The sequence below is a fragment of the Streptomyces flaveus genome (genome assembly GCF_014647675.1).
GTDB lineage: Bacteria > Actinomycetota > Actinomycetes > Streptomycetales > Streptomycetaceae > Streptomyces > Streptomyces flaveus.
The window spans coordinates 615,862-641,988 of sequence record NZ_BMPQ01000002.1; the positions used below are offsets into that span (position 1 = coordinate 615,862).

The 26,127-nt window shown below is 70.9% G+C and carries 18 protein-coding genes; 6 read left to right on the plus strand and 12 right to left on the minus strand.

Annotated features, from left to right (window positions below; translation table 11 throughout):
• The 5 genes from nudC to IEZ21_RS06135 form a co-directional block, all read right to left on the minus strand.
• Positions 1-948, minus strand: a complete 948-nt coding sequence (gene nudC, locus IEZ21_RS06115) for an NAD(+) diphosphatase (protein ID WP_189320808.1) — start codon at positions 946-948, stop codon at positions 1-3.
• Between the two features lie 105 nt (positions 949-1,053).
• Positions 1,054-1,278, minus strand: a complete 225-nt coding sequence (locus IEZ21_RS06120; RefSeq protein ID WP_189320809.1) for a hypothetical protein — start codon at positions 1,276-1,278, stop codon at positions 1,054-1,056.
• A gap of 10 nt (positions 1,279-1,288) precedes the next feature.
• Positions 1,289-4,855, minus strand: a complete 3,567-nt coding sequence (locus tag IEZ21_RS06125; RefSeq protein ID WP_189320810.1) for an ATP-dependent helicase — start codon at positions 4,853-4,855, stop codon at positions 1,289-1,291.
• Between the two features lie 134 nt (positions 4,856-4,989).
• A complete protein-coding gene (locus IEZ21_RS06130) occupies positions 4,990-8,424 on the minus strand; it encodes an ATP-dependent helicase (protein WP_189320811.1) in 3,435 nt (1,144 codons plus the stop codon).
• A gap of 257 nt (positions 8,425-8,681) precedes the next feature.
• Positions 8,682-9,047, minus strand: coding sequence for an MGMT family protein (locus tag IEZ21_RS06135; RefSeq protein WP_189320812.1), 366 nt, complete (start codon positions 9,045-9,047; stop codon positions 8,682-8,684).
• 185 nt (positions 9,048-9,232) lie between these two features.
• Between IEZ21_RS06135 and IEZ21_RS06140 the strand changes: the two genes are divergently transcribed.
• The 3 genes from IEZ21_RS06140 (at position 9,233) to IEZ21_RS06150 (ending at position 15,327) form a co-directional block, all read left to right on the plus strand.
• The gene (locus IEZ21_RS06140; RefSeq protein ID WP_189320813.1) at positions 9,233-12,025 is read left to right on the plus strand and encodes a lysylphosphatidylglycerol synthase transmembrane domain-containing protein; all 2,793 of its coding nucleotides are present in this window, start codon (positions 9,233-9,235) and stop codon (positions 12,023-12,025) included.
• An 81-nt stretch (positions 12,026-12,106) separates the two neighbouring features.
• On the plus strand, positions 12,107-13,654 hold the full coding sequence (locus tag IEZ21_RS06145; protein WP_189320814.1) for an alpha/beta hydrolase: 1,548 nt from the start codon (positions 12,107-12,109) through the stop codon (positions 13,652-13,654).
• Positions 13,655-13,770: 116 nt separating this feature from the next.
• Positions 13,771-15,327, plus strand: coding sequence for an alpha/beta fold hydrolase (locus IEZ21_RS06150; protein ID WP_189320815.1), 1,557 nt, complete (start codon positions 13,771-13,773; stop codon positions 15,325-15,327).
• Between the two features lie 83 nt (positions 15,328-15,410).
• Here IEZ21_RS06150 and moeZ read toward each other — a convergent pair whose 3' ends face one another.
• The 7 genes from moeZ to IEZ21_RS06185 all read right to left on the minus strand — a co-directional run bounded on the left by moeZ (position 15,411) and on the right by IEZ21_RS06185 (position 24,359).
• Positions 15,411-16,589 carry an adenylyltransferase/sulfurtransferase MoeZ gene (gene moeZ / locus IEZ21_RS06155; RefSeq protein ID WP_033319990.1) on the minus strand — a complete coding sequence of 393 codons (1,179 nt, stop codon included), beginning with the start codon at positions 16,587-16,589 and terminating at the stop codon, positions 15,411-15,413.
• A gap of 63 nt (positions 16,590-16,652) precedes the next feature.
• The gene (locus IEZ21_RS06160) at positions 16,653-17,402 is read right to left on the minus strand and encodes a spherulation-specific family 4 protein (protein WP_189320816.1); all 750 of its coding nucleotides are present in this window, start codon (positions 17,400-17,402) and stop codon (positions 16,653-16,655) included.
• Positions 17,390-18,349: an NAD-dependent epimerase/dehydratase family protein gene (locus IEZ21_RS06165; protein WP_189320817.1), complete on the minus strand. Its 960-nt coding sequence runs from the start codon at positions 18,347-18,349 to the stop codon at positions 17,390-17,392. Before IEZ21_RS06165 ends, IEZ21_RS06160 begins: the two co-directional genes overlap by 13 nt.
• 162 nt (positions 18,350-18,511) lie before the next feature.
• Positions 18,512-19,777: a hypothetical protein gene (locus IEZ21_RS06170; RefSeq protein ID WP_189320818.1), complete on the minus strand. Its 1,266-nt coding sequence runs from the start codon at positions 19,775-19,777 to the stop codon at positions 18,512-18,514.
• Positions 19,774-21,567: a DUF3492 domain-containing protein gene (locus tag IEZ21_RS06175; RefSeq protein ID WP_189320819.1), complete on the minus strand. Its 1,794-nt coding sequence runs from the start codon at positions 21,565-21,567 to the stop codon at positions 19,774-19,776. The genes IEZ21_RS06170 and IEZ21_RS06175 overlap by 4 nt, the downstream gene beginning before the upstream one ends.
• Before the next feature lie 198 nt (positions 21,568-21,765).
• A complete protein-coding gene (locus IEZ21_RS06180) occupies positions 21,766-23,358 on the minus strand; it encodes a DUF3152 domain-containing protein (protein WP_189320820.1) in 1,593 nt (530 codons plus the stop codon).
• 8 nt (positions 23,359-23,366) lie between these two features.
• The gene (locus tag IEZ21_RS06185) at positions 23,367-24,359 is read right to left on the minus strand and encodes an alpha/beta fold hydrolase (protein ID WP_189320821.1); all 993 of its coding nucleotides are present in this window, start codon (positions 24,357-24,359) and stop codon (positions 23,367-23,369) included.
• Between the two features lie 231 nt (positions 24,360-24,590).
• Between IEZ21_RS06185 and IEZ21_RS06190 the strand changes: the two genes are divergently transcribed.
• The 3 genes from IEZ21_RS06190 (at position 24,591) to IEZ21_RS06200 (ending at position 26,125) form a co-directional block, all read left to right on the plus strand.
• Entirely contained in the window at positions 24,591-24,815 is a 225-nt protein-coding gene (locus IEZ21_RS06190) for an Rv3202a family protein (RefSeq protein ID WP_189320822.1), read from the plus strand.
• A 285-nt stretch (positions 24,816-25,100) separates the two neighbouring features.
• Positions 25,101-25,742 (plus strand): TetR/AcrR family transcriptional regulator, encoded by a 642-nt coding sequence (locus tag IEZ21_RS06195; RefSeq protein WP_033319984.1) that lies wholly within the window; start codon positions 25,101-25,103, stop codon positions 25,740-25,742.
• A 155-nt stretch (positions 25,743-25,897) separates the two neighbouring features.
• Positions 25,898-26,125 (plus strand): DUF3107 domain-containing protein, encoded by a 228-nt coding sequence (locus IEZ21_RS06200; protein WP_033319983.1) that lies wholly within the window; start codon positions 25,898-25,900, stop codon positions 26,123-26,125.
• The last annotated feature ends 2 nt before the right edge of the window (positions 26,126-26,127 follow it).

Sequence of the window (26,127 nt, forward strand, 5' to 3'; positions counted from 1 at the left end):
CTAAAGAGCCGTGCCCGGTTTCGGCAGGGGCTTGCCGTACCAGAGTTCGATCAGGCGGGCCGCAATCGAGATGCCGTAGGGAGGAAGCACCTCCCCGGACTCGAAGGCGGCCCGTAGCTCTTCGCGGGAGAACCAGCGGGCTTCGTGGATCTCGTCGCCGTCGACGTCGATGTGCGCCGAGGTGGCGCGGGCCATGAAGCCCAGCATGAGGCTGGAGGGGAAGGGCCAGGGCTGGCTGGCGATGTACTCGACCTCCCCGACGGTGATGCCGGCCTCCTCCAGGACCTCGCGGCGTACCGACTGCTCGATGGACTCGCCGGGCTCGACGAATCCGGCGAGGGTGGAGAACCGTCCCTCGGGCCAGTGCACTTGGCGGCCGAGCAGGATGCGGTCGTCGTCGTCCGTGACGGCCATGATCACGGCCGGGTCGGTGCGTGGGTAGTGCTCGGCGCCGCAGGCGGGGCAGCGGCGGATGTGGCCGGCCGCTGCGATCACGGTGCGTTCGCCGCAGCGGGAGCAGAAGCGGTGCAGGCGCTGCCAGTTCTCCAGGGCGACGGCGTGCACCATGAGTCCCGTGTCACGGGGCGACAGGAGCAGGCCTGCCTCACGCAGTCCCGCGGCGCGTGCGGACTGGTCCATGCGGCCGGGGAGCGCGTCCTTCTGGAGTGCGAAGTAGCTGACGCCGTCGTCGTCGGTACCCAGGAAGTAGCGGTGTGCCTCGGTGAGGGGTGCTTCGAAGGAGGGGGTCATGACGAGTTCGGTGGTGCCGTCCTCCGTCTCGTCGATGAGGACCTGGCCGCCGGAGACCACGAACGCGCGGGTTGTGGGGTGGCTCCACGCCGCGGCGAGCCAGGCCTCGTCGAGCCGGTGGTGGGCGGCCCGGTCGATGCCGCTCGGGGCGGTGAGCGAGATGGGACGGTCGGCGGTGTGATCGGTCCAGGTGGTCACGGGTGCTTCCAACTCCCCCGGTGGAACGGGTATTTCAGTGGGACGTGCGGCAGGACTCGGCGGCGTTCGGCGGGCTCTTTCAGTGTGCATCGCGCGCGTTGTCCGCTAGGTCGCCACGTCCGCGGCGGGGCCCGCACCGCCCTCGGCGGTCGGGAAGCCGGTCTCCCGGGGTTTCGCGGCAAGCCGGTCGGCGCTGCGCCGTATGTCCGCCGTGCGCTCGGGCCGGGCCGGCACGGACGGGATGCGCGGCCACTCGGTGGGGGCGCCGAGGAAGGCGGCGCGGTGATTCTCGATGTACGGGCGGACGGCGCTGTCCGAAGTCTTGCTCATGCTCACGAGCCTATCGGCCCGCACCGACATGCTGGTCCGGCGGTTCGCCCGAGGACGGCTCCTCCAGGAGCAGCCGCTCCAGTGCGGCCCGGTCCGGCAGATTCTCGGGCCGTACGATCTCGCCGCCGCGTACGTAGAGGAATGCGGCCTTGACGGACTCCAGGGGCACGCCGTTCTGCTCGGCCCAGGCGAGCCGGTAGAGGGCGAGCTGAAGGGGGTCGGCGGTGCGGCTGCGGCTGGTCTTCCAGTCGACGATCTCGTACGTCGCCCCGTCGCCGTCGCTCTCCTTGTAGACGGCGTCGATGCGGCCTCGTACGACTCGTCCGGCGATCTCGAGCTGGAAGGGGGCTTCCACGCGGTAGGGCGTACGGTGGGCGTACGGGGTGCGTTCGAAGGCGTCCTTGAGTGCCTCCAAGTCGCGTTCGTCCGCGATCTCGGCCTCGCTGCCGGGCAGTTCCTCCGGCTCCAGCATGGGCAGCCGCAGCTCTTCGAAGCGGGTCTCCACCCAGGCGTGGAAGCGGGTGCCGCGGCGTGCGGCGCGCTGTGGGGGGCGCGGCATGGGGCGCGCGAGCTCCTGTGCGAAGGCGTCCGGGTCGGCGGCCAGGCTCAGCATCTGGGACGCGGTCAGGGAGATCGGCAGGGGTACGTCCTTGACGCTCTCGCGGGCACGCAGGAGTTCTCCGGTGAGAGCGTCCAGATCGCGGTCCCAGGAGGCGATGGTGCGGGCTTCCTCGGGGGTGAGGGGCGCGGTGTCACGTGGGTGCGGGCGGGCGTCCGGGGCGGGAGCGGGGCGCGGGATCCTCGGCCGGTTCCGGGGCCATGGCTCCGGGAGGGCCGGGGACTCGTCCGCGAATTCGGCCTCTCCGTACAGCCCGTCCGCGAAGTCGGCTTCTCCATATGGCCCGTCGGCGAAACCGGCCTCTTCATGGAAGGCCTCGTCCGCGTACGGAGCTTCGTCGGCGAAGTCACCGTCCCCGTAAGGGGGTTCGTCCTCCTCGGGCGGAGGCGGCCAGTCCGGATCGTCGTACGGGGCGTGGACGTCGTGAGCCGACGAGTGAGCCGCCTCGTGGGAGTGCTCGGACTCCAGGTGGGCCAGCACCGTTGCCGCGGCTGCTCGTCGGCGGGCCAGCGCCGCGTCGTCCAGCGGGAGGGGCCACGCGTGGTCGCCGGTGGCCTCGTGAAGCGCCGGGTTCTCCTCGCCCTCCTCGGGTTCGTCCGCCCAGGCTTCGATCTCACCGTGTCCGGCCTCGCAGTGCTCGTACAGGGCCTGCAGGAAGTCGGAGGGTCCGCGTGGCTTCTTCTGGGAGGGGCCCCACCAGTGACCGGAGCCGAGGAGCAGGGAGCGGGGTCGGGTGAACGTGACGTAGCCGAGGCGGAGTTCCTCGGTGTGCTGGTGGTCCTTCATGGCCTCGTGGAAGGCCTTCATGTTCCTGGAGTCCCACGCTTCGATGTCGGGCAGTGTGTCGGCGTCGCCGCGCAGTTCGTGGGGCAGGACCTTGCCCTGGGCGGTCCACTTCTCGCGACCCTGGGTGCTGGGGAACGTGCCGGTGACCAGTCCGGGGACCGCGACGACGTCCCACTCCAGGCCCTTGGACTTGTGGGCGGTGAGCACCTTGACGGTGTTCTCGCCGCCCGGCAGGGCGTTGTCGAGGCCCTTCTCGTACTGGGCGGCTGTGCGCAGGAAGCCCAGGAAGGCGAGGAGGGTGGCCTCGCCGTCGTTGGCGGCGAAGGACGCGGCGATGTCGAGGAAGTTGGACAGGGTTTCGCGGCGGCGGGCGGCCAGGGCGTGCGGGGACGCGGAGAGCTCCACCTCCAGGCCGGTCGTGGCGAGGACTCGGTGCAGGACGTCCATCAGCGGGTCGGAGAGCGAGCGGCGCAGGTCGCGCAGTTCGGCGGCGAGCCGTGCGAACCGTACGCGCGCGTCCGGCGAGAAGGGCAGCCCGTCGTCGTCCCCGTCGCCTCCCAACGGCGTCTCCAGGAAGGTGTCGAGCGCGTCCGCGAGCGAGATCACCTCGGCCGGGTCGACCCCTTCGACGGCCGCGGCGAGCCGGCGGTCCGGGTCGTCGTCGGCGCCCACGCGTGCGTGGGACACGAGGAGCCGTGCGCGGCGTCCCAGGAGGGCGAGGTCGCGGGCGCCGATGCGCCAGCGCGGGCCGGTGAGCAGGCGGACCAGGGAGGCGTTGGCGCCCGGGTCCTGGAGGACTTCGCAGACGGCGACGAGGTCGGCGACTTCCGGGAGGTGCAGCAGCCCGGAGAGACCGACGACTTCGACGGGGATGTCGCGGGCGACGAGCGCGCCCTGGATCTCGGCGAAGTCGGTCGCGGTGCGGCACAGGACGGCGATCTCGCCGGGCGCCTTTCCGGTGCGTACGAGATGGGCGATGGAGTCGGCGAGCCAGTCCAGTTCCTCGGCGTGGGTGCGCAGCAGCGCGCAGCGCACCATGCCGTCGCGTTCGGCACCGGGGGCCGGGCGGAGGGCCTCCACGCCCGCGTGCCGGGCGCGCAGGGGCTCCGCGAGACCGTTGGCGAGGGTGAGGAGCCGGCCGCCGCTGCGGCGGTTCTCGCTGAGCGCCTGGCGGGTGGCGGGGCGGCCGTCGGTGTGCGCGAAGTGCTCGGGGAAGTCGTCGAGGTTGGCGACGGAGGCGCCGCGCCAGCCGTAGATCGCCTGGCAGGGGTCGCCGACGGCGGTCACTGGGTGGCCGGTGCCGCCGCCGAACAGGCCTGCCAGGAGGATGCGTTGGGCGACGGACGTGTCCTGGTACTCGTCGAGCAGGACCACCCGGAACTCGTCGCGCATGATGTCGCCGACCTCGGGCCGGGTGCGGGCGAGCGTCGCGGAGAGGGCGATCTGGTCTCCGAAGTCGAGGAGGTCCCGCTCACGCTTGGCCGCCCTGTAGTGGCCCACCAGTTCGGCCAGTTCACGGCGCGCGGCGGCCGTCTCCGGGACCTTGCGCAGGTCGGCGTTGGTGAGCTTGGCGCTCTCCAGGTCGCGCAGCAACGTGGCGTCGTACGCGCGCAGTTCCTCGGGGCGTACGAGGTGTTCGGCGAGTTCGGAGTCGAGGGTGAGGAGGTCGCTGACCAGGTCGGGGAAGGAGCGGGTGAGCGCGGGGTAGGGCCCAGGGGCCTCGCGCAGAACTCGGGCGGCGAGCTGGTAGCGGGTGGCGTCGGCCAGGAGGCGTGCGGTGGGTTCGAGCCCGATGCGCAGACCGTGGTCGGTCAGGAGGCGGCCCGCGAAGGCGTGGTACGTGGAGATGGCGGGCTCGCCGGGCGGGTTGTCGGGGTCGATGACCTCGGGGTCGGTGACGCCGGCCTTGATGAGGGCTTTGCGTACGCGCTCGGCGAGTTCGCCGGCCGCCTTGTTGGTGAACGTCAGGCCAAGGATCTGTTCGGGGGCGACCTGCCCGGTGCCGACCAGCCACACCACGCGGGCGGCCATCACTGTGGTCTTGCCGGAGCCGGCTCCGGCCACGATCACCTGCGGGGCGGGCGGTGCGGTGATGCAGGCCGTCTGCTCCGGGGTGAACGGGATGCCGAGGAGCTCCTTGAGCTGTTCGGGATCGGTGATACTGGCGGGCACCTCAGCGAGGCTAGCCGCGCTCACTGACAGCGGGGGCCGCCACAGCCGCCGGGCCGGAAGATGCGCTGGTCAGCACACGTGGTGCGGTACGTCACTTCCGACATCTCTTGACGACGCGGCACCCCGGTGCAGGGTCACTCGACCACGTGGCGTCCCTCGGGTTGTGCGCTGCACGACGCCCGGAACGCGCAGTGTGTGCAGTGCTGTCCTGTGCTCGGGGTGAACCGCTCGTCGAGGACCTTGCCCGCGGCGGTGGCAAGGAGGTCGCCGATCCACTCCCCGGAGAGGGGCTCTTGGGCCTGCACCTTCGGCAGGGTCTCGCCGCCGTCCTTCCTGGGGGCGCCCTGGCGGAGCTGGACGAGTTCGGCGCCGCCCGGGTCGGGGCGCTCGCCTTCGAAGGCCTCGTCGACGGCGCCCTCGCGTACGGCGAGCTGGTAGACGGCGAGTTGGGGGTGGTGGGCCACGTCGGCGGCGGTCGGTGCCTGTTTGCCGGTCTTGAAGTCGACTACGTAGGCGCGGCCTTCGGTGTCCCGCTCGACGCGGTCCATGGAGCCGCGGATGCGTACTTCGTAGGAGCCCGCTTCGAGGGTGACGTCGAAGTCGTGCTCGCTGGCCACCGGCGTACGGCCCGCACGGTCCAGCACATGCCACTTCAGGAAGCGTTCGAGCGCCACGCGTGCGTGCTCCTTCTCCTGCGCCGACTTCCAGGGGGCGTCGAAGGCGAGCGCGTTCCACACGGAGTCGAGGCGCTCCATGAGGACGGCGAGGTCGGCGGGACTGCGTCCGGAGGCGACCTCGTCGGCCAGCACGTGCACCACATTGCCGAAGCCCTGGGCGGCGGTCGCGGGGGCGTCGGCCTTCACCTCGCGGCCGAGGAACCACTGGAGGGCGCAGGTGTTGGCGAGTTGGTCGAGTGCGCTCCCGGAGAGCACGACGGGCTGGTCGCGGTCGCGCAGCGGAACCTTGCTCTCGGTCGGCTCGTACATGCCCCACCAGCGGTAGGGGTGCGCGGACGGCACGAGAGGGCGGCCGTCCTCGTCGCCGAGCGCGGCGAGCCGGGCCAGGCGGCGGGCGGCGGCCTCCCTGAGGGTGTCCGAGACGCGGGGGTCGACGATCGTGGCGCGCAGTTCGGCGACGAGGGCGGCGACGGACAGGGGGCGGCGGGGGCGGCCGGTGACGTCCTTGGGTTCGACGCCGAGTTCGGTGAGGAAGCGGGACGGCTGGTCTCCGTCGTCGGCGGGGGCCTTCACGGCGGTGACGACGAGACGTTCACGCGCGCGCGTGGCGGCCACGTAGAACAAACGGCGTTCTTCGGAGAGCAGCGCCCCTGGGGTGAGCGGTTCGGCGAGGCCGTCGCGTCCGATGCGGTCGGCCTCCAGAAGGGAGCCTCTGCGGCGCAGGTCCGGCCACAGGCCCTCCTGGACGCCCGCGACGACGACCAGGCGCCATTCAAGGCCCTTGGAGCGGTGTGCCGTCATCAGGCGTACGGCCTCGGGGCGTACGGCCCTGCGGGTGAGCGTGTCGGCGGCGATGTCCTCGGCCTCGATCTCCTCGAGGAAGTTGAGGGCGCCACGGCCACCTGTGCGTTCCTCGGCGCGGGCCGCCGTCGCGAACAGCGCGCACACGGCGTCGAGGTCGCGGTCCGCGTTGCGGCCGGCCGCGCCGCCGCGCCGGGCGGCCCGCTCCAGGCGCTGAGGCCACGGTGTGCCGTCCCACAGCTCCCAGAGCGCCTCCTCGGCGGTGCCGCCGCCGGCGAGGCGCTCACGGGCCTTGCGCAGCAACGCGCCCAGACGTTGGGCTCCGCGCGCGTACGAGGGGTCGTGTGCGACCAGCCGCTCCGGCTCGGCCAGCGCCCGTGCCAGCAACTCGTCCGAGGGCGGCGGGACGAGATTGCCCCCGGCACGCTCCTCCTCGCGCAGAGCACGGCCCAGGCGGCGCAGATCGGCGGCGTCCATGCCGGCCAGCGGGGAGGCGAGGAGGGTGAGCGCGGTCTCGGTGTCGAGCCAGGGTGCTTCCGGAACGACGACGGCCTCGGGCTCGGCGGCATCGTCGGTGGGAGCAGGGGTGACGGTGTCCGCGCGCGCGGACTCGGCACTTCCCTCAGCCGACCCCTCTCTGTCGGCACCCGCCCCGGCCCCGGCTCCGGCCCGCTCGGCTGCCCCCGCTGCATCCCGGAGTGCCGCCTCGGCCACCGCCTTGAGAGCCGTCAACAGGGGTGCCACCGCCGGTTCATGGCGCAGGGGAAGGTCGTCGCCGTCTATGTCGAGGGGGACGCCGGCCGCGGTGAGGGTGCGGCGGACGGTCGGGATGGTGCGGTGCCCGGCGCGTACCAGGACGGCCATCTCGCTCCAGGGGACGCCGTCCTCCAGGTGGGCGCGGCGGAGGATGTCCGCGATGTTGTCCAGCTCCGTGCCGGAGGTCGGGTACGTGTAGGCCTCGACGCAGCCATCGTCCTGTACGGGAGTCAGCTCCCGGTGGGCGCGGACCTTCTCCGCCGGGAGGCGAGTCAGAGGCATGCGCCGGGTCAGCAGCCGGGTGGCGGCCAGCAGTCCGGCGCCCGACCGGCGTGACGTCCTCAGGACCTCGACGGGCGCCGGAGTGCCGTCCGCGCGCGGGAAGGCCTCCGGGAACTCCAGAATGCCGTTCACATCGGCGCCCCGGAACGCGTAGATCGACTGGTCGGGGTCGCCGAAGGCTACAAGGGTGTTTCCGCCGCCCGCGAGTCCGTGCAGCAGCCGTACCTGCGCCGGATCGGTGTCCTGGTACTCGTCGACGAAGACCGCGTCGTACTGCGCGACGAGCCGCGCGGCAACCTCGGGACGGCGGGCGAGCAGCACCGCGCGGTGCACCAGTTCCGCGTAATCGAGCACTCCTTGCATATCGAGAACGTCGAGATACTCGGCGAGGAAGGCGGCCGCGGCGCGCCAGTCGGGACGGCCGATGCGGGAGGCGAACGAGTCCAGCGCGTCCGGACCGAGCCCCAGTTCACGGCTGCGGGCCAGCACCGCGCGAACCTCGTCGGCGAAGCCGCGCGTCGTCAGGCAGGCGCGCAGCTCGTCCGGCCAGCGCACATGGGCGAGGCCGAGCCGCTCCAGGTCGGGCTGGCCCGCGAGGAGTTCACGCACGGCCACGTCCTGTTCGGGGCCGGAGAGCAGCCGCAGCGGCTCCACGAAGAGGTTGCTGTCCTGGTGGGCGCGGACCAGGGCGTAGCAGAAGGAGTGGAACGTGGTCGCCTGGGGCGCGCCGGCCGCCCCTATGCGCAGCGCCATGCGGTCGCGCAGCTCCACGGCGGCCTTGCGGCTGAACGTCAGCACCAGGATCCGCTCGGGGTCCGTACCGCGCCCGATCCGGGCCGCCACCGACTCCACGAGTGTCGTCGTCTTGCCGGTGCCCGGACCTGCGAGGACGAGCAGCGGGCCCCCCTTGTGGTCAACCACTGACCGCTGAGCTGCGTCCAAAAGAGGGGGATCCACCCGGACCGGCGGGGTACGCACCAGTCGGTAAGCGCCACGGTTCCCCTGTCGCCCCTGGTGGTGCGACAGGCGCCTGGTGGAGAAAGAGGAGCTCACGTGGTTCGCCGGTCCTGGTGGGTGTGCTGGTTGGCTTACCGCCGCGCGTGGGCGGCGGTGGCCGCGTGGTGAGGGGGATGCGCGCCGTTGACGCTACGCCCGCGAGGACAGCGGAAGGAGGGCTTCCGCTTCTTCCCTCCCATCCCTCAGAACGCTTCTGTCCCCCGCATCACGAACGTACGCCATGCCACGGACGTGCCCAGTTTCCCCCGTACGGGCCGCTGATCCCCCTTTCGGGCGTCCGATGGCGGAAGCTGTCAAGTGTGACGTTCCGCGCGCTGCTCGCCGTCCCACCGCGCTCGCTTCATGTCGACGCGCGGCAGGTGGCCTTCGGAGGCCCTGCTCGCCTCCTTCAGGGGTGTGCCCTCCGCCTGGTAGTGGCCGAGGGCCTGCAGTTCGTGCCCCGGGAGCAGCACGCCGTCCGCGCGTATGACGCGCCACCACGGGACGGCTCCTCCGTAGAGGGCCATCACACGGCCGACCTGGCGCGGCCCCCCTTCCTCGAGCCACTCGGCGACGTCCCCGTACGTCATGACGCGGCCGGGCGGGATCAGCTCGGCGACCTCAAGGACTCGCTCCGCGTACTCCGGCAGGGCGTCCGCCGGAAGACTCTCCTCGCTCATCCGCCCCATCCTGCCCCACCCCACCGACAACGTGACGGAGCGGTTACGGGACGTATACCTCGCCCGGGAGCGGCACTTCGGGCAGACTGTGCGCCCCCGCAATGCCCCCTGATGCCCCTCTGTGTCGGTGGGGCATGCCACCATCATCCGGGCGGTGACTGGTGATACGAGATCAAGAAGAGACGATGAAACAGCAGGGCGTGCACCCCGAAGACGCGGAGGGCACCTCTGAGGTTTCGTCGCGCCCGGACACCGGCGACGACTCGGACGAGCGCACCTCGGACGCACACAAGAAGGGCGACCACACCTCGGACGCGTACAAGAAGAAGGGTGTCCCGGCCGCCGGCATCCCGGACTCCGAAGCCGACGACGTCCACTCCGAAGCGGTCGAGGGCGACGAACCGCTGCTCCCCGCACGCGTGCACCGTCCCTCCGATCTGATGCGTCTCCTGGTGGGCGTCCTCGCGGTCGCGGTGCTGCTGGGGATCGCCGCGTTCGCGCACGGCACGACGTCGGGACTCGCCCAGGACATCAACAAGGGCACCGACGAGGCACCCGACCTGCTGAGCGAGATCGCGGGGCTCGCGTCGAGCATCGCGATCCTCCTGGTGCCGGTCGCCTTCGCCATCGAGCGGCTGATCAAGCGGGACGGACTACGGATCGCCGACGGTGTGCTGGCCGCGGTCCTCGCTCACGGCGTGACACTCGCCACAGACCTCTGGGTCGCCAAGGCCGCCCCGGACTCGATCCAGAAGGCGCTCACGCAGCCCTTGCCGCAGGACATCCACGCCCTCACCGACCCGGTGCACGGCTATCTGGCGCCGGTCATCGCGTACATGACAGCCGTCGGCATGGCACGGCGGCCACGCTGGCGTGCGGTGCTGTGGGTGGTGCTGCTGCTCGACGCCTTCTCCATGCTGGTCACCGGCTACACGACACCCTTCTCGATCATCCTGACGGTGCTGATCGGCTGGAGCGTGGCGTACGGGACGCTGTACGCGGTCGGCTCGCCGAACGTGCGGCCCACGGGGCGGACGCTGATGGCGGGCCTGCGGCATGTCGGCTTCCATCCGGTGAGCGCCTCCCGTGAGGAGACACCGGAGTCCACCGAGAGCGGCGACCGCGGGCGCCGGTACTTCGTGACGCTGGAGGACGGCCGGCCGCTGGACGTCACGGTGGTCGACCGTGAGCAGCAGGCGCAGGGCTTCTTCTACCGCGTGTGGCGGCGTCTGACGCTGCGGGGCATCACCACGCGCCGCAGCCTCCAGTCGCTGCGCCAGGCTCTGGAGCAGGAGGCGCTTCTCGCGTACGCGGCCATCGCGGCCGGAGCCAACGCGCCCAAGCTGATCGCCACCTCCGAACTGGGCCCGGACGCAGTGATGCTCGTCTACGAGCACATCGGCGGCCGCACGCTGGACTCGCTGCCGGACGAGGAGATCACCGACGAGCTGCTGCGCGACACCTGGCATCAGGTGCAGGCGCTGCAGTCGCGGCGCATCGCGCACCGCAGGCTGGCGGGCGACGCGATTCTGGTGGATCGTTCTGGCACGGTGATCCTCACCGATCTGCGCGGCGGTGAGATCGCGGCCGGTGAGCTGCTGTTGCGCATGGACATCGCCCAGTTGGTGACCACGCTGGCCCTGCGGGTCGGCGCGGAGCGTGCGGTGGCCTCGGCGGTCGAGGTGCTCGGCCCCGACACGGTCGCCGACTGCCTGCCGATGCTGCAGCCCATCGCGCTGACGCGCGCCACGCGCGCGACGCTGCGAAAACTGGCCCGGGAGCGGGCGCAGCGGGAGCGTGAGGCCGTGCTGGAGGCCTCTCGGCATGCCAGGCTGGGACGCACCGCCGAGGAAGCCGAGGAAGACACCGGGCCCGTCGTACTCGAAAAGCCCGACAAGAAGGCCGTACGGGCCGAGAAACGCTCCGAGAAGCGGGCGATCGACGAGGCTCTGGAAGAGGCACGCGAGGAGGATCTGCTCACCCAGATCCGCCACCAGGTGCTGCTGATCAGGCCGCAGGCGCCGGTCGAACCGGCCCGCCTGGAGCGCATCCGGCCGCGCACGCTGATCAGCTTCATCGCCGGTGCCATCGGCGCGTACTTCCTGCTGTCGCAACTCACGCACATCGAGTTCGGCACGCTCTTCGACAACGCCGAGTGGGGCTGGGTCGCCGCGGCCGTGCTCTTCTCGGCGCTGAGCTACTTCGCGGCAGCCATGAGCCTGCTGGGCTTCGTGCCCGAGCGGGTGCCCTTCCTGCGGGCTGTGGCGGCGCAGGTCGCCGGGTCCTTCGTGAAGATCGTGGCGCCCGCGGCGGTGGGCGGCGTCGCCCTCAACACGCGCTTCCTGCAGCGCGCGGGAGTGCGGCCGGGCCTGGCGGTGGCGAGTGTCGGTGCCTCGCAGCTGTTCGGTCTGGGCAGCCACATCGTGTTGCTGCTGGCCTTCGGTTACCTGACCGGAACGGAGAAGACGCCGTCGCTGTCGCCGTCCCGCACGGTGATCGCGGGTCTGCTGACGGTCGCGGTGCTGGTGCTGGTGATGAGCTCGATTCCGTTCCTGCGGAAATTCGTCGTCACGCGCGTGCGGTCGCTTTTCGCGGGTGTCATCCCCCGCATGCTCGACGTGCTCCAGCGACCGCAGAAGCTCATCACCGGTATCGGCGGCATGGTGTTGCTGACGGCCTGCTTCGTGATGTGCCTGGACGCGTCGATCCGGGCGTTCGGCGGCGACGACATGCCCGCGCTCAGCCTCGCCAGCGTCGCCGTCGTCTTCCTCGCCGGTAACGCGCTGGGCTCGGCCGCTCCGACCCCCGGCGGCGTGGGCGCGGTCGAGGCGACCCTCACGGTCGGCCTGATCGCCGTGGGCCTGCCCAAGGAGGTCGCGGCGCCCGCGGTGCTGCTCTACCGGCTGCTCACGCTGTGGCTGCCGGTGCTGCCCGGGTGGCTGTTCTTCAACTACCTGACCCGCAAGGGCGCGCTCTAGGGCCTCTCCGGACAGACCCAGCCCTCACCCGCACAGCCCGCGCCCCGAGCGTCCCGTCCTCCACGAGCTCAGGATGGGAACGTGCCGAATCCTTCCCGGCTGCGCGCCGCTGCCCTGACCGCCGTTCTTGTGCTGTCCGTGACCGTGGCCGGGTGCGACAGCGACGCCGCCGACAAGGACGAGGACCCGGCGGCGCAGGAGCTGAGCTGGAAGGACTGCCCGGCACCGTCCGAGTCCCAGGGAGGCGGAGAGGCCCCGTCGGCTCTGCCGAACGACGACCAGTGGCAGTGCACGACTCTGAAGGTGCCCCTCGACTGGGACGAGCCCAAGGGAGACACGATCGGGCTCGCGCTGATCCGGGCGGAGGCGAGCGGCGCCGAGGAGAAGCAGATCGGCTCACTGGTCTTCAACTTCGGCGGCCCCGGATCCTCGGGAGTGGCCTCGCTGCCCGCGTTCGCCAACAAGTTCGCGCACCTGCGCACCCGCTACGACCTGGTCAGCTTCGACCCGCGCGGGGTCGGCCGCAGCGCGGGCGTGGAGTGCTTGAGTGACGAACAGCTCGACGAGTACTTCCAGCAGGACGCCACCCCCGACAACGCCGCAGAGCGGAGAGCACTCCTGGAGGACACGAAAGCGTTCAACTCGGCCTGCGAGAAGAACTCCGGGAAGATCCTCCCGCACCTGCGCACCACCGACGCGGCCCGCGATCTGGAACTGATGCGGCAGGCCCTCGGCGACGACAAGCTGCACTACTTCGGCATCTCGTACGGCACCGAACTGGGCGGTGTCTACGCCCACTTGTTCCCCAAGAAGGTGGGGCGGACCGTCTTCGACGCCGTTGTGGACCCGACACGGAATCCGGAGCAGGGTTCGCTCGGGCAGGCCAAGGGCTTCCAGCTCGCGCTCGACAACTTCGCCGAGGACTGCACCTCGAAGCAGGAGCCATGCCCGCTCGGCGACACCGTGCAGGACGTCAAGGACCGGATCGCCGGGCTGCTCAAGAACCTCGACAGCAAGCCGATCCCGGGCGCCTTCCCGCGCGAGCTGACCCAGACCGTCGCCACCAGCGGCATCGCGCAAGCGCTCTACTCACGGGATTACTGGGAGTACCTCACCCAGGGGCTCCAGCAGGCGTACGCCGGTGACGGCACGGTGCTGATGCTGTTGGCCGACGCGATGAACGGACGGAACGAGAACGGCGAATACAGCAACATCGCCGCCGCCAACGTCTCCATCAACTGCGCGGACAGCAAGCCGCGTTACACCACGGCCGATGTGGAGGAGAAGCTTCCGCAGTTCCGCGAGGCCTCTCCCCTGTTCGGCGACTATCTGGCGTGGGGCCTGCTCGGCTGCACGGACTGGCCCGTGCCGGGAGCCGTCGACGACCCCGCCGTGAGCGCCGCCGGGGCAGCACCGATCCTGGTGATCGGCAACACCGGCGACCCGGCCACGCCGTACGAGGGCGCCCGCAAGATGGCGGACGAGCTGGGCAAGGGCGTCGGCGTCGAGTTGACGTACCGGGGCCAGGGACATGGCGCATACGGCAGCGGGAACAAGTGCGTGCGTGACGCGGTGGACGGCTATCTGCTGGACGGCAGGGTCCCGTCGCCGGGCCAGGTTTGCTCATAAAAGAGCAGGTCACAGAGTTATCCACAGGCTGGCACGGCTTCACTCGCGGTCTGCTTACCATGGCCTGACCGTCATTCGCGGCTCGTGCGGATGACTTGCGAGGGGGTAAGGGGCACATGGTGCGTTTCGTACGATCCACGGCGCTGGCCGCGGCCGCGGTGCTGGTCACCGGGCTTGCGGCGGGTTGCGGTGGCGGCTCGTCCGACGAGGGCAACGACGACGGAAAGGCCAGCGCCCCGCCGACCGCGGCGCCGTCCGGTCCGACGGGGAAGCTTCCGGCCTCGCTCACCTCACAGAAGCTCGACTGGGGCCGCTGCGGGGCCACTGCGGACGGACCCGCGCCGGGCGACGACTGGCAGTGCGCGACGCTCAAAGTCCCGCTGGACTGGGAGAAGCCGACGGGCGAAACGATCGGCATAGCTCTGATCCGCGGCAAGGCCACCGACGAGGACTCACGCATCGGCTCGCTGCTGTTCAACTTCGGCGGCCCGGGCGGCTCGGGCATCTCCATGATGCCGTCGTACGCGGCACTGACGTCACAACTGCAGGAGCGGTACGACCTGGTGAGCTTCGACCCGCGCGGAGTCGCGGCCAGCGAGGGCGTGCGCTGTCGCAGCGACCAGGAGATCCAGGCCGCCGAGTCGGTCGATTCCACGCCGGACACCGCGGCCGAGGAGACCTCCTACCTCAAGGACTCCGCCGACTTCGGCAAGGGCTGCGAGGAGTCGGCCGGCAAGCTCATGGCACATGTCTCGACGACCGACACGGCCCGCGACATGGACCTGATGCGCCACGTGCTCGGTGATCAGAAACTGCACTACTTCGGCATCTCGTACGGCACCGAACTGGGCGGTGTCTACGCCCACTTGTTCCCCAAGAACGTGGGCCGCCTCGTACTGGACGCGGTCGTCGACCCGAGCGCGGGCACGGTCGGCCACGCCAAGAACCAGACGCGCGGCTTCCAGCGCGCCCTGGACAACTACCTCAAGTCCACCGGACAGGACCCCAAGGAAGGCTCTCAGAAGATCGCGGACCTGCTGAAGAAGATCGACGCCGAGCCGCTGCCGACATCGAGCGACCGCAAGCTCACCCAGACGCTGGCACTCACCGGCATCGTCCTGCCGCTCTACAGCGAGCAGACCTGGGCCGGCCTCACCAGCGCGCTGGACGCGGCGGAGCAGGGCGACGGTTCGGAACTGCTGGCCCTCGCCGACAGTTACAACGAGCGTGGCGCGACGGGTCGTTACGGCACGACGACGCATTCACAACGGGTCATATCGTGCTTGGACGACAAGGAGCGGCCGACGATCGAGGAGACGAGGAAGCTGCTCCCTCAGTTCCAGAAGATCTCGCCTGTCTTCGGCGAGTTCATGGGCTGGGACACGGCCGGTTGGTGCCACAACTGGCCGGTGGCCGGTCAGCACGAGACCCCGGAGGTCAGCGCACCCGGAGCGGATCCCGTCCTGGTCGTGGGCAACACCGGCGACCCGGCGACACCGTACGAGGGTGCCCGCAAGATGGCGGACGAGCTGGGCAAGGACGTCGGTGTCGAGCTCACCTGGAAGGGCGAGGGGCATGGGGCGTACGGGAGCAGCTCCTGCGTGGACGACACGGTGAACGCGTACCTGCTGGACGGGAAGGTGCCGGAGGACGGGAAGGTCTGCGAGTCGTAGCCCGGGCTGCAGAAGTTCGGACAGCAGGAAGGGGCCCGGCGCACCCGGTGCCGGACCCCTCTCCGCAAAGCCAAAGCCTGCGTCTAGTACACCGGCTTCTCGGGCTCGATCTGGTTGACCCAGCCGATCACGCCGCCACCGACGTGCACCGCGTCCGCGAAACCGGCGGACTTGAGCACGGCGAGGACTTCCGCACTGCGAACACCCGTCTTGCAATGCAGGACGATCTTCTTGTCCTGCGGGAGGGTCTCCAGAGCGGTGCCCATGAGGAACTCGTTCTTCGGGATCAGCTTGGCGCCGGGGATCGAGACGATCTCGTACTCGTTGATCTCGCGTACGTCGATGATCTCGATCTTCTCGTCGTTGTCGATCCACTCCTTGAGCTGCTTGGGAGTGATCGTCGAGCCGGCGGCGGCCTCCTGGGCCTCCTCGGAGACGACGCCGCAGAAGGCCTCGTAGTCGATGAGCTCGGTGACGGTGGGGTTCTCGCCGCAGACCGCGCAGTTGGGGTCCTTGCGGACCTTGACCTGGCGGTACTGCATCTCCAGGGCGTCGTAGATCATCAGGCGGCCGACGAGCGGCTCACCGATGCCCGCGAGGAGCTTGATCGCCTCGTTGACCTGGATGGAGCCGATGGACGCGCACAGCACGCCGAGGACGCCACCCTCGGCGCAGGAGGGGACCATGCCCGGCGGCGGGGGCTCCGGGTAGAGGCAGCGGTAGCAGGGGCCGTGCTCGGACCAGAAGACGGAGGCCTGGCCGTCGAAGCGGTAGATCGAGCCCCAGACGTACGGCTTGTTGAGGAGCACGCAGGCGTCGTTGACCAGGTAGCGGGTCGCGAAGTTGTCGGTGCCGTCGACGATCAGGTCGTACTGGCTGAAGATGTCCATCACGTTCTCGGCCTCGAGCCGCTCTTCGTGAAGGATCACGTTCACGTACGGGTTGATGCCGAGCACGCTGTCGCGGGCCGACTCGGCCTTGGAGCGGCCGATGTCCGCCTGGCTGTGGATGATCTGGCGCTGCAGGTTCGACTCGTCGACCTCGTCGAACTCCACGATGCCGAGCGTGCCCACGCCCGCCGCGGCCAGGTACATCAGGGCCGGCGAACCAAGGCCGCCGGCGCCGACAGCGAGCACCTTGGCGTTCTTCAGCCGCTTCTGCCCGTCCATCCCGACGTCGGGGATGATCAGGTGGCGGGAGTACCTGCGGACCTCGTCTACGGTGAGCTCAGAAGCTGGCTCGACCAGGGGTGGCAGCGACACGGGGACTCCGTTGGTCGGTCAATCACTACGGTTGTTCTCCGCGTAACACTGCCACGCCCCTCTTCATTCCGAGACACCCGTTCCGAGGCGCGAGACGATTTCGTCCCAGTAGCCGGGCATGGTTTCCCAGGGGTCGACGCGACCGCCGCGGTCCGTGCGGTCGGTGAAGTAGATCGTCGAGGCGCCCTGCCAGCGGGCTATGCGCAGCGCTTCCTCGAGATGGCCGCGGGGCACGCTGTGCACGAAGTGGCAGAAGCGGTCGGCCGGGTGGTCGGCGGTCCACTCCGCCACCTGCGACCAGCGGTATTCGCTCCAGGGGCCGGAGAAGGTCACCAACTGGTCGGCGGCTTCGGCATATCCGGGATGCGGGTGGGAGCCATGTCCGAGGACGATATGGCCCTCGCCGAGGAACGCGCGCAGGGTCGTGGCCGTACGGCTGACCTCGGGAAGCGCTGTCCGATCCGTGGGACAGCGGTCCAGAAAGAAGCCGTCGACCCTGTACCAGTCGAGATACCGGTGCGCGTCCGATATCAGCTCGGCGAAGGTACGTGCGCCGTACCTCACATCCAGGTGTCCCAGGACCCGGATGCCCGCGTTGCGCAGTCGCCCCGCTGCGGCGAGGCAGTGCGGGTCGGGCCGGGTGCCGGGGCCGTCGGCGACATTGAGGACGACCCAGTGCAAGGGGGTGCCGGGGCGGGTGAGTTCGCCCCATTCGAGAGGGGCGAGGAGGGGGTGTGCATAGCCGGGGACGCCGAAGCCGAGACGTATGTCGGTGCTCGCGGTGCCCACAGCGGTGCTGGTCAGATGCGGCATGCCGCCTCCATCCAGATATCGGCGAGGGACTCTTCGAGGTGGATGCGGGGTCGCCAGCCGAGCCGGTCGCGTGCGGTGCGCACATCGGCCTGCTGCCAGCTGCCGCAGCCGTCGGGATAGGGGTTCGCGGCCGGAGCCGTGTGGTCGGGTTCGGAGCGGGGGTGACCGATGGATGGCCTGACGATTCCGGGCGGGCTGTCGAGTTCGTGCAGCGCGCCGCCGTAGCCGGCCACGCGTGCGAGGACGGCGGCCGCGTCCCGGAGGCGTACGGCACGTCCGGAGCCGATGTTGATGACACCCTGCGCGGCGGAGAGGGAGGCGGCGTGGACGGCGCGCGCGACATCGCGTACGTCGATGAAGTCGCGCTGGATACCGAGTCCGCCCACCTTCAGTTCGCCGTCGCCGGACTGCATGGCCCGGCGCATGGCCTCGGCGAGGCGGCCGAGGGGCGAACCGGCGGGGGTGCCGGGTCCGGCGGGCGAGAAGACCCGCAGGACAACGGCGTCCAGGCCGGAGCCCAGGACGAGTTCGGTACCGGCGAGCTTGCTGACGCCGTACGGGCCGCCGGGGCGCGGCACGGCGTCCTCGGCCGTGCAGGAGCCGGGCTGGCTGGGGCCGTACTCCGCGCCGCAGCCGATCTGCACGAGGCGCGCGTGGCAGGCGCTGCGGCGCATGGCCTCGCAGACGGTGGCGACGGCGACGGTGTTGTGCCGGGTCAGTTCGCGCGCGCCGCCGCGGATGGCGCCGGCGCAGTTGATGACGACGCCGGGGTGCACCGCGTCCAGGAAGCGGGTCAGTGCGCCCGGGCTGCCACTGGCGAGGTCGAAGCGCACATCCGCGTCGTCGCCCCGGCCGAGCGCGGTGAGCTGCACGGCCGGGTCGGCGAGGAGGCGGTCGGCGACGTACCGGCCCAGAAATCCGTTGGCTCCGATCAGCAGCACCCTCATCGGGCGGCTCCCGGGGTGAATTCTCCGATACGGAGGGTGATCATTTCGTGTCTCCTTCAAGGGTGTTGCCATGGTTCGTCAGGGAGGCCCGCGGTGTCGGCCCCGCGGGAGGGTTGCGCTCGGCACGAGGGCCGGGCGCCGGTGCCGGGCTCGGGGTGCGGTTCACGGTGTCCCACCGTGGTCCGCGTGGGCCGAGGCCCGGGTGAGGGTCCTGGTCGCGTGGACCAGGAGTACGAGCGCCGCGGCCCCGCAGACGAGGGCCGGCACGACACCGGCCCCCCATGCGCCGACCACGGTCTCGACGGGAACAGCGAGGAACGAGCAGCCGGACAGGCGGCCCGCGAAGGCACTCGCCACAGCCGTCGCCTCGGCCGCGCCGGCGGCGGCCAGGATGACGGCCGGGGCATGCGTGAAGCCGTGCACGGTGAGCAGCCGGGCGAGCAGCAGGAGCGCGCCGAGGGCGCCGGTTCCGGCGTACGCGGCGGGATCGACGGGCTCGTCCAGCAGCACCTCGCACAATGCGAGCAGTCCGCTCAGAACGCAGAGGAACAGCCCGAATACGCCCAGGAGCAAGGGCCGTGCGGAGGCGGCGAACTCCTCCAGAGTTCGGCTGGCGGCCAGCCTGCGCCGGGCGCGTACGGCGAAGAGGTGGGCGAACCAGACCGCCGGGGCACAGGCCAGGCCGAGCGCCAGTACGGAACCGAGGCGCACCGGCCAGGGACCGTCGAGGCCACCGTTCGGCCAGCCGTCCGGGCCACCCGCGAGGGCGGCGCCGAGCAGGCCGTCGCCGAGGAGGGCGTACGCGAGGATCCAGCACGTCCACGCGCGCGTGCCCTTTGTCGTGCGCCACGCGCGCGTGGTGTGCAGGGAGCCACGGCTCAGGGCCAGACGCAGGCTCAGGGCGATGGCGAGTACACCCATGACGGCGATCACGACGGCGAGGCGCGGCCGGTCCTCGGTGAGGCGCAGCCCCGTCACCGCCGCCGCGCACGCGGCGCCCGGCAGCAGGGCGAGCACGGCCCAACCGGCGCGCACCTTGGGGAGTTTGACGGCAGCCACCGCTGGACCCGTCTCGCCGTCACGGGGCACGCGCGCGTACATCTCCTCGGCCAGCGAGAACACGTCGCGGTGCCGGAAGCGGGCCACGGTCCGGTCGGTCACCCCGTGCGCCTCCAGCCCCGCCGCGATCTCCAAGGGATCCACGGCCCGTTCGCACAGCTCGCGGTGACGCTGCATCAGGGCTTTCACGGGGTCCGCGGGAGCCCGGCTGCTGGACTCGTCCGACGAACCCGGCAGCCCCGGAACATCAGGCGCATCAAGTGCATCAGGCGCGTCGGCAGTCACCAGCCACTCGTCCGACCCCGCATTCCACACCGCGGCACTGCCCGGCACCCCGGGCAGGTCCACGTCCTGCCGCCGCCCGCTCATCGCGTTCCCTCCCCGGCGGGCACCCGCTCCTGAGCCGAGTCGGAAAGGGCGCCCGCCGCCCCGGCACCTGCCGCCCCGGGCCCCGACGGAGTCCCAGCAGCCCACCGCGGACCGCTCGCCGCCACGGACCGGGTCCCGGACTCGGCCCAGCGACCTCGCACATGAGCCTCGGCCGGTACGGCGAAGGGCAGTGGTTCGCCGGTGCCGTCGGCGGCAGCTCGGCGGACCGGGCAGTGCGAGACGATCTCCAGGTAAATGCCGTGAAATGCCGCGACGTTCTGCTCGACCGTGAACAGTTCGAGGGCACGCGCGCGTGCCGCCGCGCCGAGGAGTGCACGGCGCTCGGGGTCGCGCAGCAGGGCGACGCACACCTCGGCGAGCGCCCTCGGATTGCGCGGCGGCACCACCAGACCCGTACCGCCGATGACCTCCACGACCGCGCCGACGTCCGTGGACACCGTGGCGCGCCCGCAGAACATCGCCTCGACGAGACTGATCGGGAAGCCCTCGACGACGCTCGACAGAACGACCACGGCCCCGGCCGCGTACGCCTCCGCGAGGCTCGGCAGGTCCGGCCCGCCGATCTCCTCGAACGACACCGGCGGCACCGGCGGCACCGGGTCGTCGCCCAGTTCGCGTACGCCCTCCGCCTCATCGGCGAAGAGCTGTACGGCCAGCGCCTTGCACTGAGCCAGATACGCAGCCCCGACCGGCCCTCCCGCAGGCACGCCGACAATCCGCAGCCGCGCCTTCGGCCGCGCCTTGCGGACCTCCACGAAGGCCTGCAGCAGCGAGACGAGGTCCTTGCCGGGCTCGATCCGCCCGACCCAGACCAGCGTGTCCGGATCGGCGCACTCCGCCCGCTCGCCCACGTCCCGGAAGCGGGACGCGTCCATGCCGGGATAGACCGTACGGAGCTTGGCGCGGTCGGCGCCGCAGCGCTCCTGCCAGCGGCGGGCGTGCGTATTGCCGGGCGTGATGAGCGCGGCCTGCCGGTACACCTCGGCCGCGAGCCGGCCGTGGAACGCCGCGAGCAACGCCCGCGCCGGGCCGGACTCCTCGCGCGAGCCCAAGTAGTGCGCCCGCAACTGCACGCCATACTCCGTGACCAGCAGCGGCACACCCCAGAAGTGCCGTGCGAGCAGCCCGGGCAGAGCCGCGGCTCCCCCGGACGTGGCGTGGCACAGGTCGACGGAGCCGAGTCCGTCCTCCTCGTCGTACCAGTCGAGCGACAGGGGCCGCAGGGCGCGCTCGATGCGGTCGGCGACGGTGAGCAGATCCGGGATGCGCGCGCCCCGCGCGGCATGCAGTGCGCCGGGCGCGCGGCAGGCGCTCTCCAGGGCGCGCACGGCGGTTTCGGAACGCAGGGCTCCGGTCAGGCCGCGGCCCTCCTCCCGGACGAGTTCGGCAAGCCCGTACAGCGCACTGCCGAAACGGTCCGCCGCACTCGATGAGCCACCCCCGGAAGCCTCTCCGGCGGCGTCCCTCGCGACGGCGTCTCCCGCACACACAGCCGCCGCCAACTCCCCGTAGCACTCGGCGAACCGCCGCCGCGCCCGGCGCCCGTACCCCGCGCCGTCATCGCCCGCGGTCCATAACGGCGCCGTGCGTACGCGGCCGACCTGGGGCGGAAGCTCGATCCAGCCCTCGCCCCGCTGCCGTTCGCTCCTGCTGAGCGCGTAGACGTCGAAGTCGTGCTGCCCGAGCCCGCGTACGAGCCGGTCGCACCAGAGCCTGGCGTCACCGCTCACATATGGATAGCCACCCTCCGTAAGCAGTCCGATGCGCACGAGTGCACCCCTGATCTTCCGTATGGGGAGCCGCCGTTGACCCGGCGACTCACAGCGGAACGAACGTACGCGGACATGACCGTGGCGCGATGGACGGTTGTCCATCGCGCCACCAAAAGGGGTGAACGGGCGTAACTTTCCCGTACGGATCGCGTTCCGTCGCGCTAAGAGATCAATCGAGTACGCATCGCGCGAGTCTCAAGCTCCGGGAAACGGCCAGGGGTTGGCCCGGCACTTGATCCCGTCGTACTCGAGGAACTTGCTCTGCTGTTGCATGACGGGCGCGAGTTCGCCGTTCTTGTCGCAGGTCACATGGCCGTAGCCGAGCCGGTGGCCGATCTCGTGGTTGATCAGCATCTGCCGGTACGCGTACATCTTGTCGCCGTACGTCTTGGCACCCTGGGCCCAGCGATACGCGTTGATCATCACGCGCTCGGTGGCCGCGGAGTCGCAGGAGACGTTGTCCACGGTGGTGTCCAGGCCCGACTTGGCGCACCAGAACGCGGTGGTGCCGGGGCTGGCCAGCGTGATGACGAAGTCGGGCCTCCCGGTGGAGACCCGCTCGAAGGTACGGCCGCCGTCGTGGGCCCAACTCCGGTCGTCGTTCAGGGTCTTGTGCACGGCCTGTGCGAAGAGTCCGCCGTCGAGACCGAGGCCCTTCTCGACGTCTACGCGGTAGGTGAATTTCTGCCCCGTGCCGGGCGCCTGGTCGAATCCGCGGATCGCCTCGAATTCCCCGTCGGCCTTGAGATTCGCGTCCAGCGGGTACTTCTTCGCCATCAACTGGTTGTACGTCGGCGGAGCCGCGCCCTCCACCTCGGACGGGGGCGTCGGCCTGGTGTCGCCGCGCGCCGCGGAGCCCTTGACTTCCCGGTCCGCGCCGCTCGAAGCCTGCGGGCTCGCGGAGGTGTCCTCGCGCCCCTCGGTGACCTGCCCGGCCACGACGACGGCGAGCACGGTGGTGACGGCGGCGGCCGCGATCCCGGTGAAGGTCCAGCCCTTACCGCCCTTGGCCTTCTCCGGCAGATCGGGCGCCGGGGGCGCCTTGTGCTCGGTTTCCGCGGGGTCGGGGTCCCAGTCGGTTGCGGAGTAGTACGGGCCCGAGCGGAGCGCCTGGTCGGCGGAGTGCGGCTCGAACACGTCGTCGCCCTTGCCGAAGGCGTCGACATAGGCCTGGCGGGGACCCGGCTGCTGCGCCTGCCGTTGCCGCGGAACCGTGTGCCCCGGACCAGCACCCTGCGACACTCCCGGGTACGACCCCTGAGGCGCGCCGTATCCGGGCGCCCCGCTGAACATCCCCCAGCCACCGCCGGGTTCCCGCTGCTCGGGATGCGCGCCACGGACCCCGGGGACACCGTGGGCAGGGGTGCCGTCGGCGTACCGCGGGACGCCATGAGCGGGCGTACCGTCGGGGAGCCGAGGCACGCCATGAGCAGGCGTACCGTCAGAAACCCGCGGAACCCCACGAGCCGGAGTGCCGTCCGGCAGCCGAGGAACCCCACGAGCCGGAGTGCCGTCGGCGTACCGCGGAACCCCGCCCGCAGGCGTCCCGTCGGGGAAACGTGGAACCCCGTTCGCATCCGGACGCGGCACCCACCCCTCGGGCAGCCGTGGAATCCCACCCGCCGGAGTGCCGGGGCCGCCGCCCCTCGGTGGCGGCTGCGGCTGGGGCTGCGGCCCGGAGGGAACCCGGCGTTGTCCCGTGCTCGGTTCCGGGCGGCCCCCCGGAACCACGGGTACTTCGGCGGTGTCGCCCTTGCGGGCCGACCCACGTCGGCTGTGACGTCCCACGCGCCGCCTCAGCTCCCCGCGCTCTTCATGGTGTCGGTGTCGGCCAACTCGCCCGCTTCCGCGAGAAATTCACGAATGGCGGTGGCCACGGTACCGGGATACTCCATCATCGCCACATGCCCCGCGTCCGGCAGCGTGAGCAGCCGGGAATCGCGGAAGGCCCGCGCCGCCCGCTGGGCCATCCGGAACGAGACGAGCTGGTCACGGCCGCCGTAGATGAGCAGCGTCGGGGCCAGCACCCGCTCCGCCTGACGCCACAGCCGGTGCTGGCCGCCCAGCGTGTACGCGTTCACGACGCCGCGGGCCGAGCGCGCCAGGGCGTCCCAGAAGTACGGGAGGGCGAGCCGCCGTTCCATCTCCTCGACGGCGTTGCGGAACCCCTCGGGCGTCACCATCGCGGGATCCCCGTAACAGAGCGCCATGACGCCCCGTACACGCTGCTCGGCGGACCAGTCCTTGGTGTAGCGGGTGAAGGCTTTCGCGACCCCGGGCAGCGCCAGCAGCGCCGTCGGCACCGCCTGGCGCTGCACCAGGATCTCCGGCAGCGCGGGCGACACCAGCGTGAGCGTCCGGACGAGATCGGGACGTACGGCCGCGACGCGCGTCGTGATCGCGCCGCCCAGCGAGTTCCCGACGAGGTGCACCGGCCCGCGGTCGGCCGAGTCGAGATAGCGGATGACCGCGCGCGCGTGCCCGGTCACGGAGTAGTCGCCGTCGTCCGGCGGCGGTGAGTCGCCGAAGCCCGGCAGATCGACGGCCTCGCTGTCCACGAGGCCGTCGAGGAGCGGCATCAGCGCCGACCAGTTCTGCGAGGAACCGCCCAGCCCGTGCACGTACAGCGCGGGCGGCAGCCCCTCGCGGGCCGGCGGTCTCGACCGGATCGTCAGCGTGATCCCGGGCAACCCGACCGAACGCAGCCGCTCTCCCGCCGCCACCCTGACGGCACCGACCTTCGGTGCGGCAGAGGTGGCCAGAACGGACGGCAGTTCGGTCGAAGACATGCGGCAATGTTACGAGACGATCACGTGCTGGATCGTGTGTTCGCCATCACAAGTCCCCCTCGAATTCCACGACAAGCCCACCCGGACCGCCATCGCACGCCCCGCCGTACCGGCGACGGGTCGCCCTGGGATCGCATAGCGACTCGATCCGCGCTCTCATACGCTTCGTAAACGAGGGCACACGTACTCGTGCAAGCAGGCACTCGCACCGACCGCTCGGGAAGAGGACTTATGACCTTCGACCCCACCGACCCCGAGACTCTCGCCGAATCCGATTCCACGGAATCCACCGAATTCGACGTGGAGGCTCCCGAGGCCGACGCCGCCGAACAGCACGCGGATCTCGCACCCCACCGGGACGACCCGCTGACCGGCGCGGACACGGACAACGCGAACGAGGCGGACCGCGCGGAGCAGGCAAGGATCGTCGAACTCGACGAGGACGACTACCGGTGAAGACGACTGCCGGTGCCGCCTCGGTGACGGCCACCGGGGAAGTCGAGGCCAGCCATCGGTGAGCCGACCATCGGTGAGGCGAATGCGGCCCGATGACCGGTGACCTCTCAGAGGCGCGCATCGGCGGGTCGGCCTGCCCGTAGTGCTCCTTTTTGATGCGCTCTGCGCGGTTTTCTCCGGCATCCGGTCCGTGAAATTCTGCGCTCGCACCGCGCACACCACGGTTACCGAAAAGTACGATGGCCGCGCGGCGCACACCGCACGTGGACGATTTTGGGAGGCGGCGTGACAGCCATCGAGCAGACAGAGGCGGCACGCCCGCGGGGCACACGCCTGCCGCGCCGTGCCCGACGCAACCAACTCCTCGGCGCAGCCCAGGAAGTGTTCGTCGCGCAGGGATATCACGCGGCCGCGATGGACGACATCGCCGAGCGCGCGGGGGTCAGCAAACCGGTGCTCTACCAGCATTTCCCGGGCAAGCTCGACCTCTACCTGGCTCTGCTGGACCAGCACTGCGAGTCCCTGCTTCAAGCGGTCCGGGGCGCTCTGGCCTCGACCACCGACAACAAGCAGCGCGTACGGGCCACGATGGACGCGTACTTCGTGTACGTCGAGGACGACGGCGGTGCGTTCCGGCTGGTCTTCGAGTCGGACCTGACGAACGAGCCCGCGGTGCGTGAGCGCGTGGACAAGGTCACATTCGAGTGCGCGGAGGCGATCAGCGAGGTGATCGCGGGGGACACCGGCCTGTCCAAGGACGAGTCGATGCTGCTCGCCTCGGGTCTGGGCGGGCTCGCGCAGGTGGTGGCGCGTTCCTGGCTGCACAGCGACCGCAGCGTGCCGCGTGACCAGGCTGTGCAGTTGCTGACCTCGCTGGCCTGGCGCGGCATCGCCGGTTTCCCGCTGCACGGCAGCGAGCACCACTGACGGCGGGCATGCGGCGAGGGCCGTCTCTTTGTTCCCGTCCGTTGTTCGCTCCTGGCGTTCTTGGACGCAGCGTGCACGTCCCCTCACCGGGCTAATGTGTGCTGCGTACGGCGCGGACGAACGCGCACATCAGTGACCGTCGGAGGGACATAGCCGTGGAGGTCAAGATCGGCGTGCAGCACGCGCCTCGCGAGATCGTTCTGGAGAGCGGTCAGACCGCCGAGGAGGTCGAGCGGGCGGTGTCCGAAGCGCTGGCCGGCAAGTCGCAGCTGCTGAGCCTCGTGGACGACCACGGCCGCAAGGTCTTGGTCCCGGCCGACCGTCTGGCGTACGTGGAGATCGGCGAGCCGGCCCCGCGCAAGGTGGGCTTCGGCGCGCTGTGAGG

Excerpts from the sequence above, each read along its gene's own strand:
- IEZ21_RS06160 (WP_189320816.1), bottom strand. The coding sequence starts at position 17,402 with ATGCCGCATCTGACCAGCACCGCTGTGGGCACCGCGAGCACCGACATA.
- IEZ21_RS06165 (WP_189320817.1), bottom strand. The coding sequence starts at position 18,349 with ATGAGGGTGCTGCTGATCGGAGCCAACGGATTTCTGGGCCGGTACGTC.
- IEZ21_RS06120 (WP_189320809.1), bottom strand. The coding sequence starts at position 1,278 with ATGAGCAAGACTTCGGACAGCGCCGTCCGCCCGTACATCGAGAATCAC.
- IEZ21_RS06185 (WP_189320821.1), bottom strand. The coding sequence starts at position 24,359 with ATGTCTTCGACCGAACTGCCGTCCGTTCTGGCCACCTCTGCCGCACCG.
- IEZ21_RS06150 (WP_189320815.1), top strand. The coding sequence starts at position 13,771 with ATGGTGCGTTTCGTACGATCCACGGCGCTGGCCGCGGCCGCGGTGCTG.
- IEZ21_RS06140 (WP_189320813.1), top strand. The coding sequence starts at position 9,233 with ATGAAACAGCAGGGCGTGCACCCCGAAGACGCGGAGGGCACCTCTGAG.
- IEZ21_RS06190 (WP_189320822.1), top strand. The coding sequence starts at position 24,591 with ATGACCTTCGACCCCACCGACCCCGAGACTCTCGCCGAATCCGATTCC.
- IEZ21_RS06135 (WP_189320812.1), bottom strand. The coding sequence starts at position 9,047 with ATGAGCGAGGAGAGTCTTCCGGCGGACGCCCTGCCGGAGTACGCGGAG.
- IEZ21_RS06170 (WP_189320818.1), bottom strand. The coding sequence starts at position 19,777 with ATGAGCGGGCGGCGGCAGGACGTGGACCTGCCCGGGGTGCCGGGCAGT.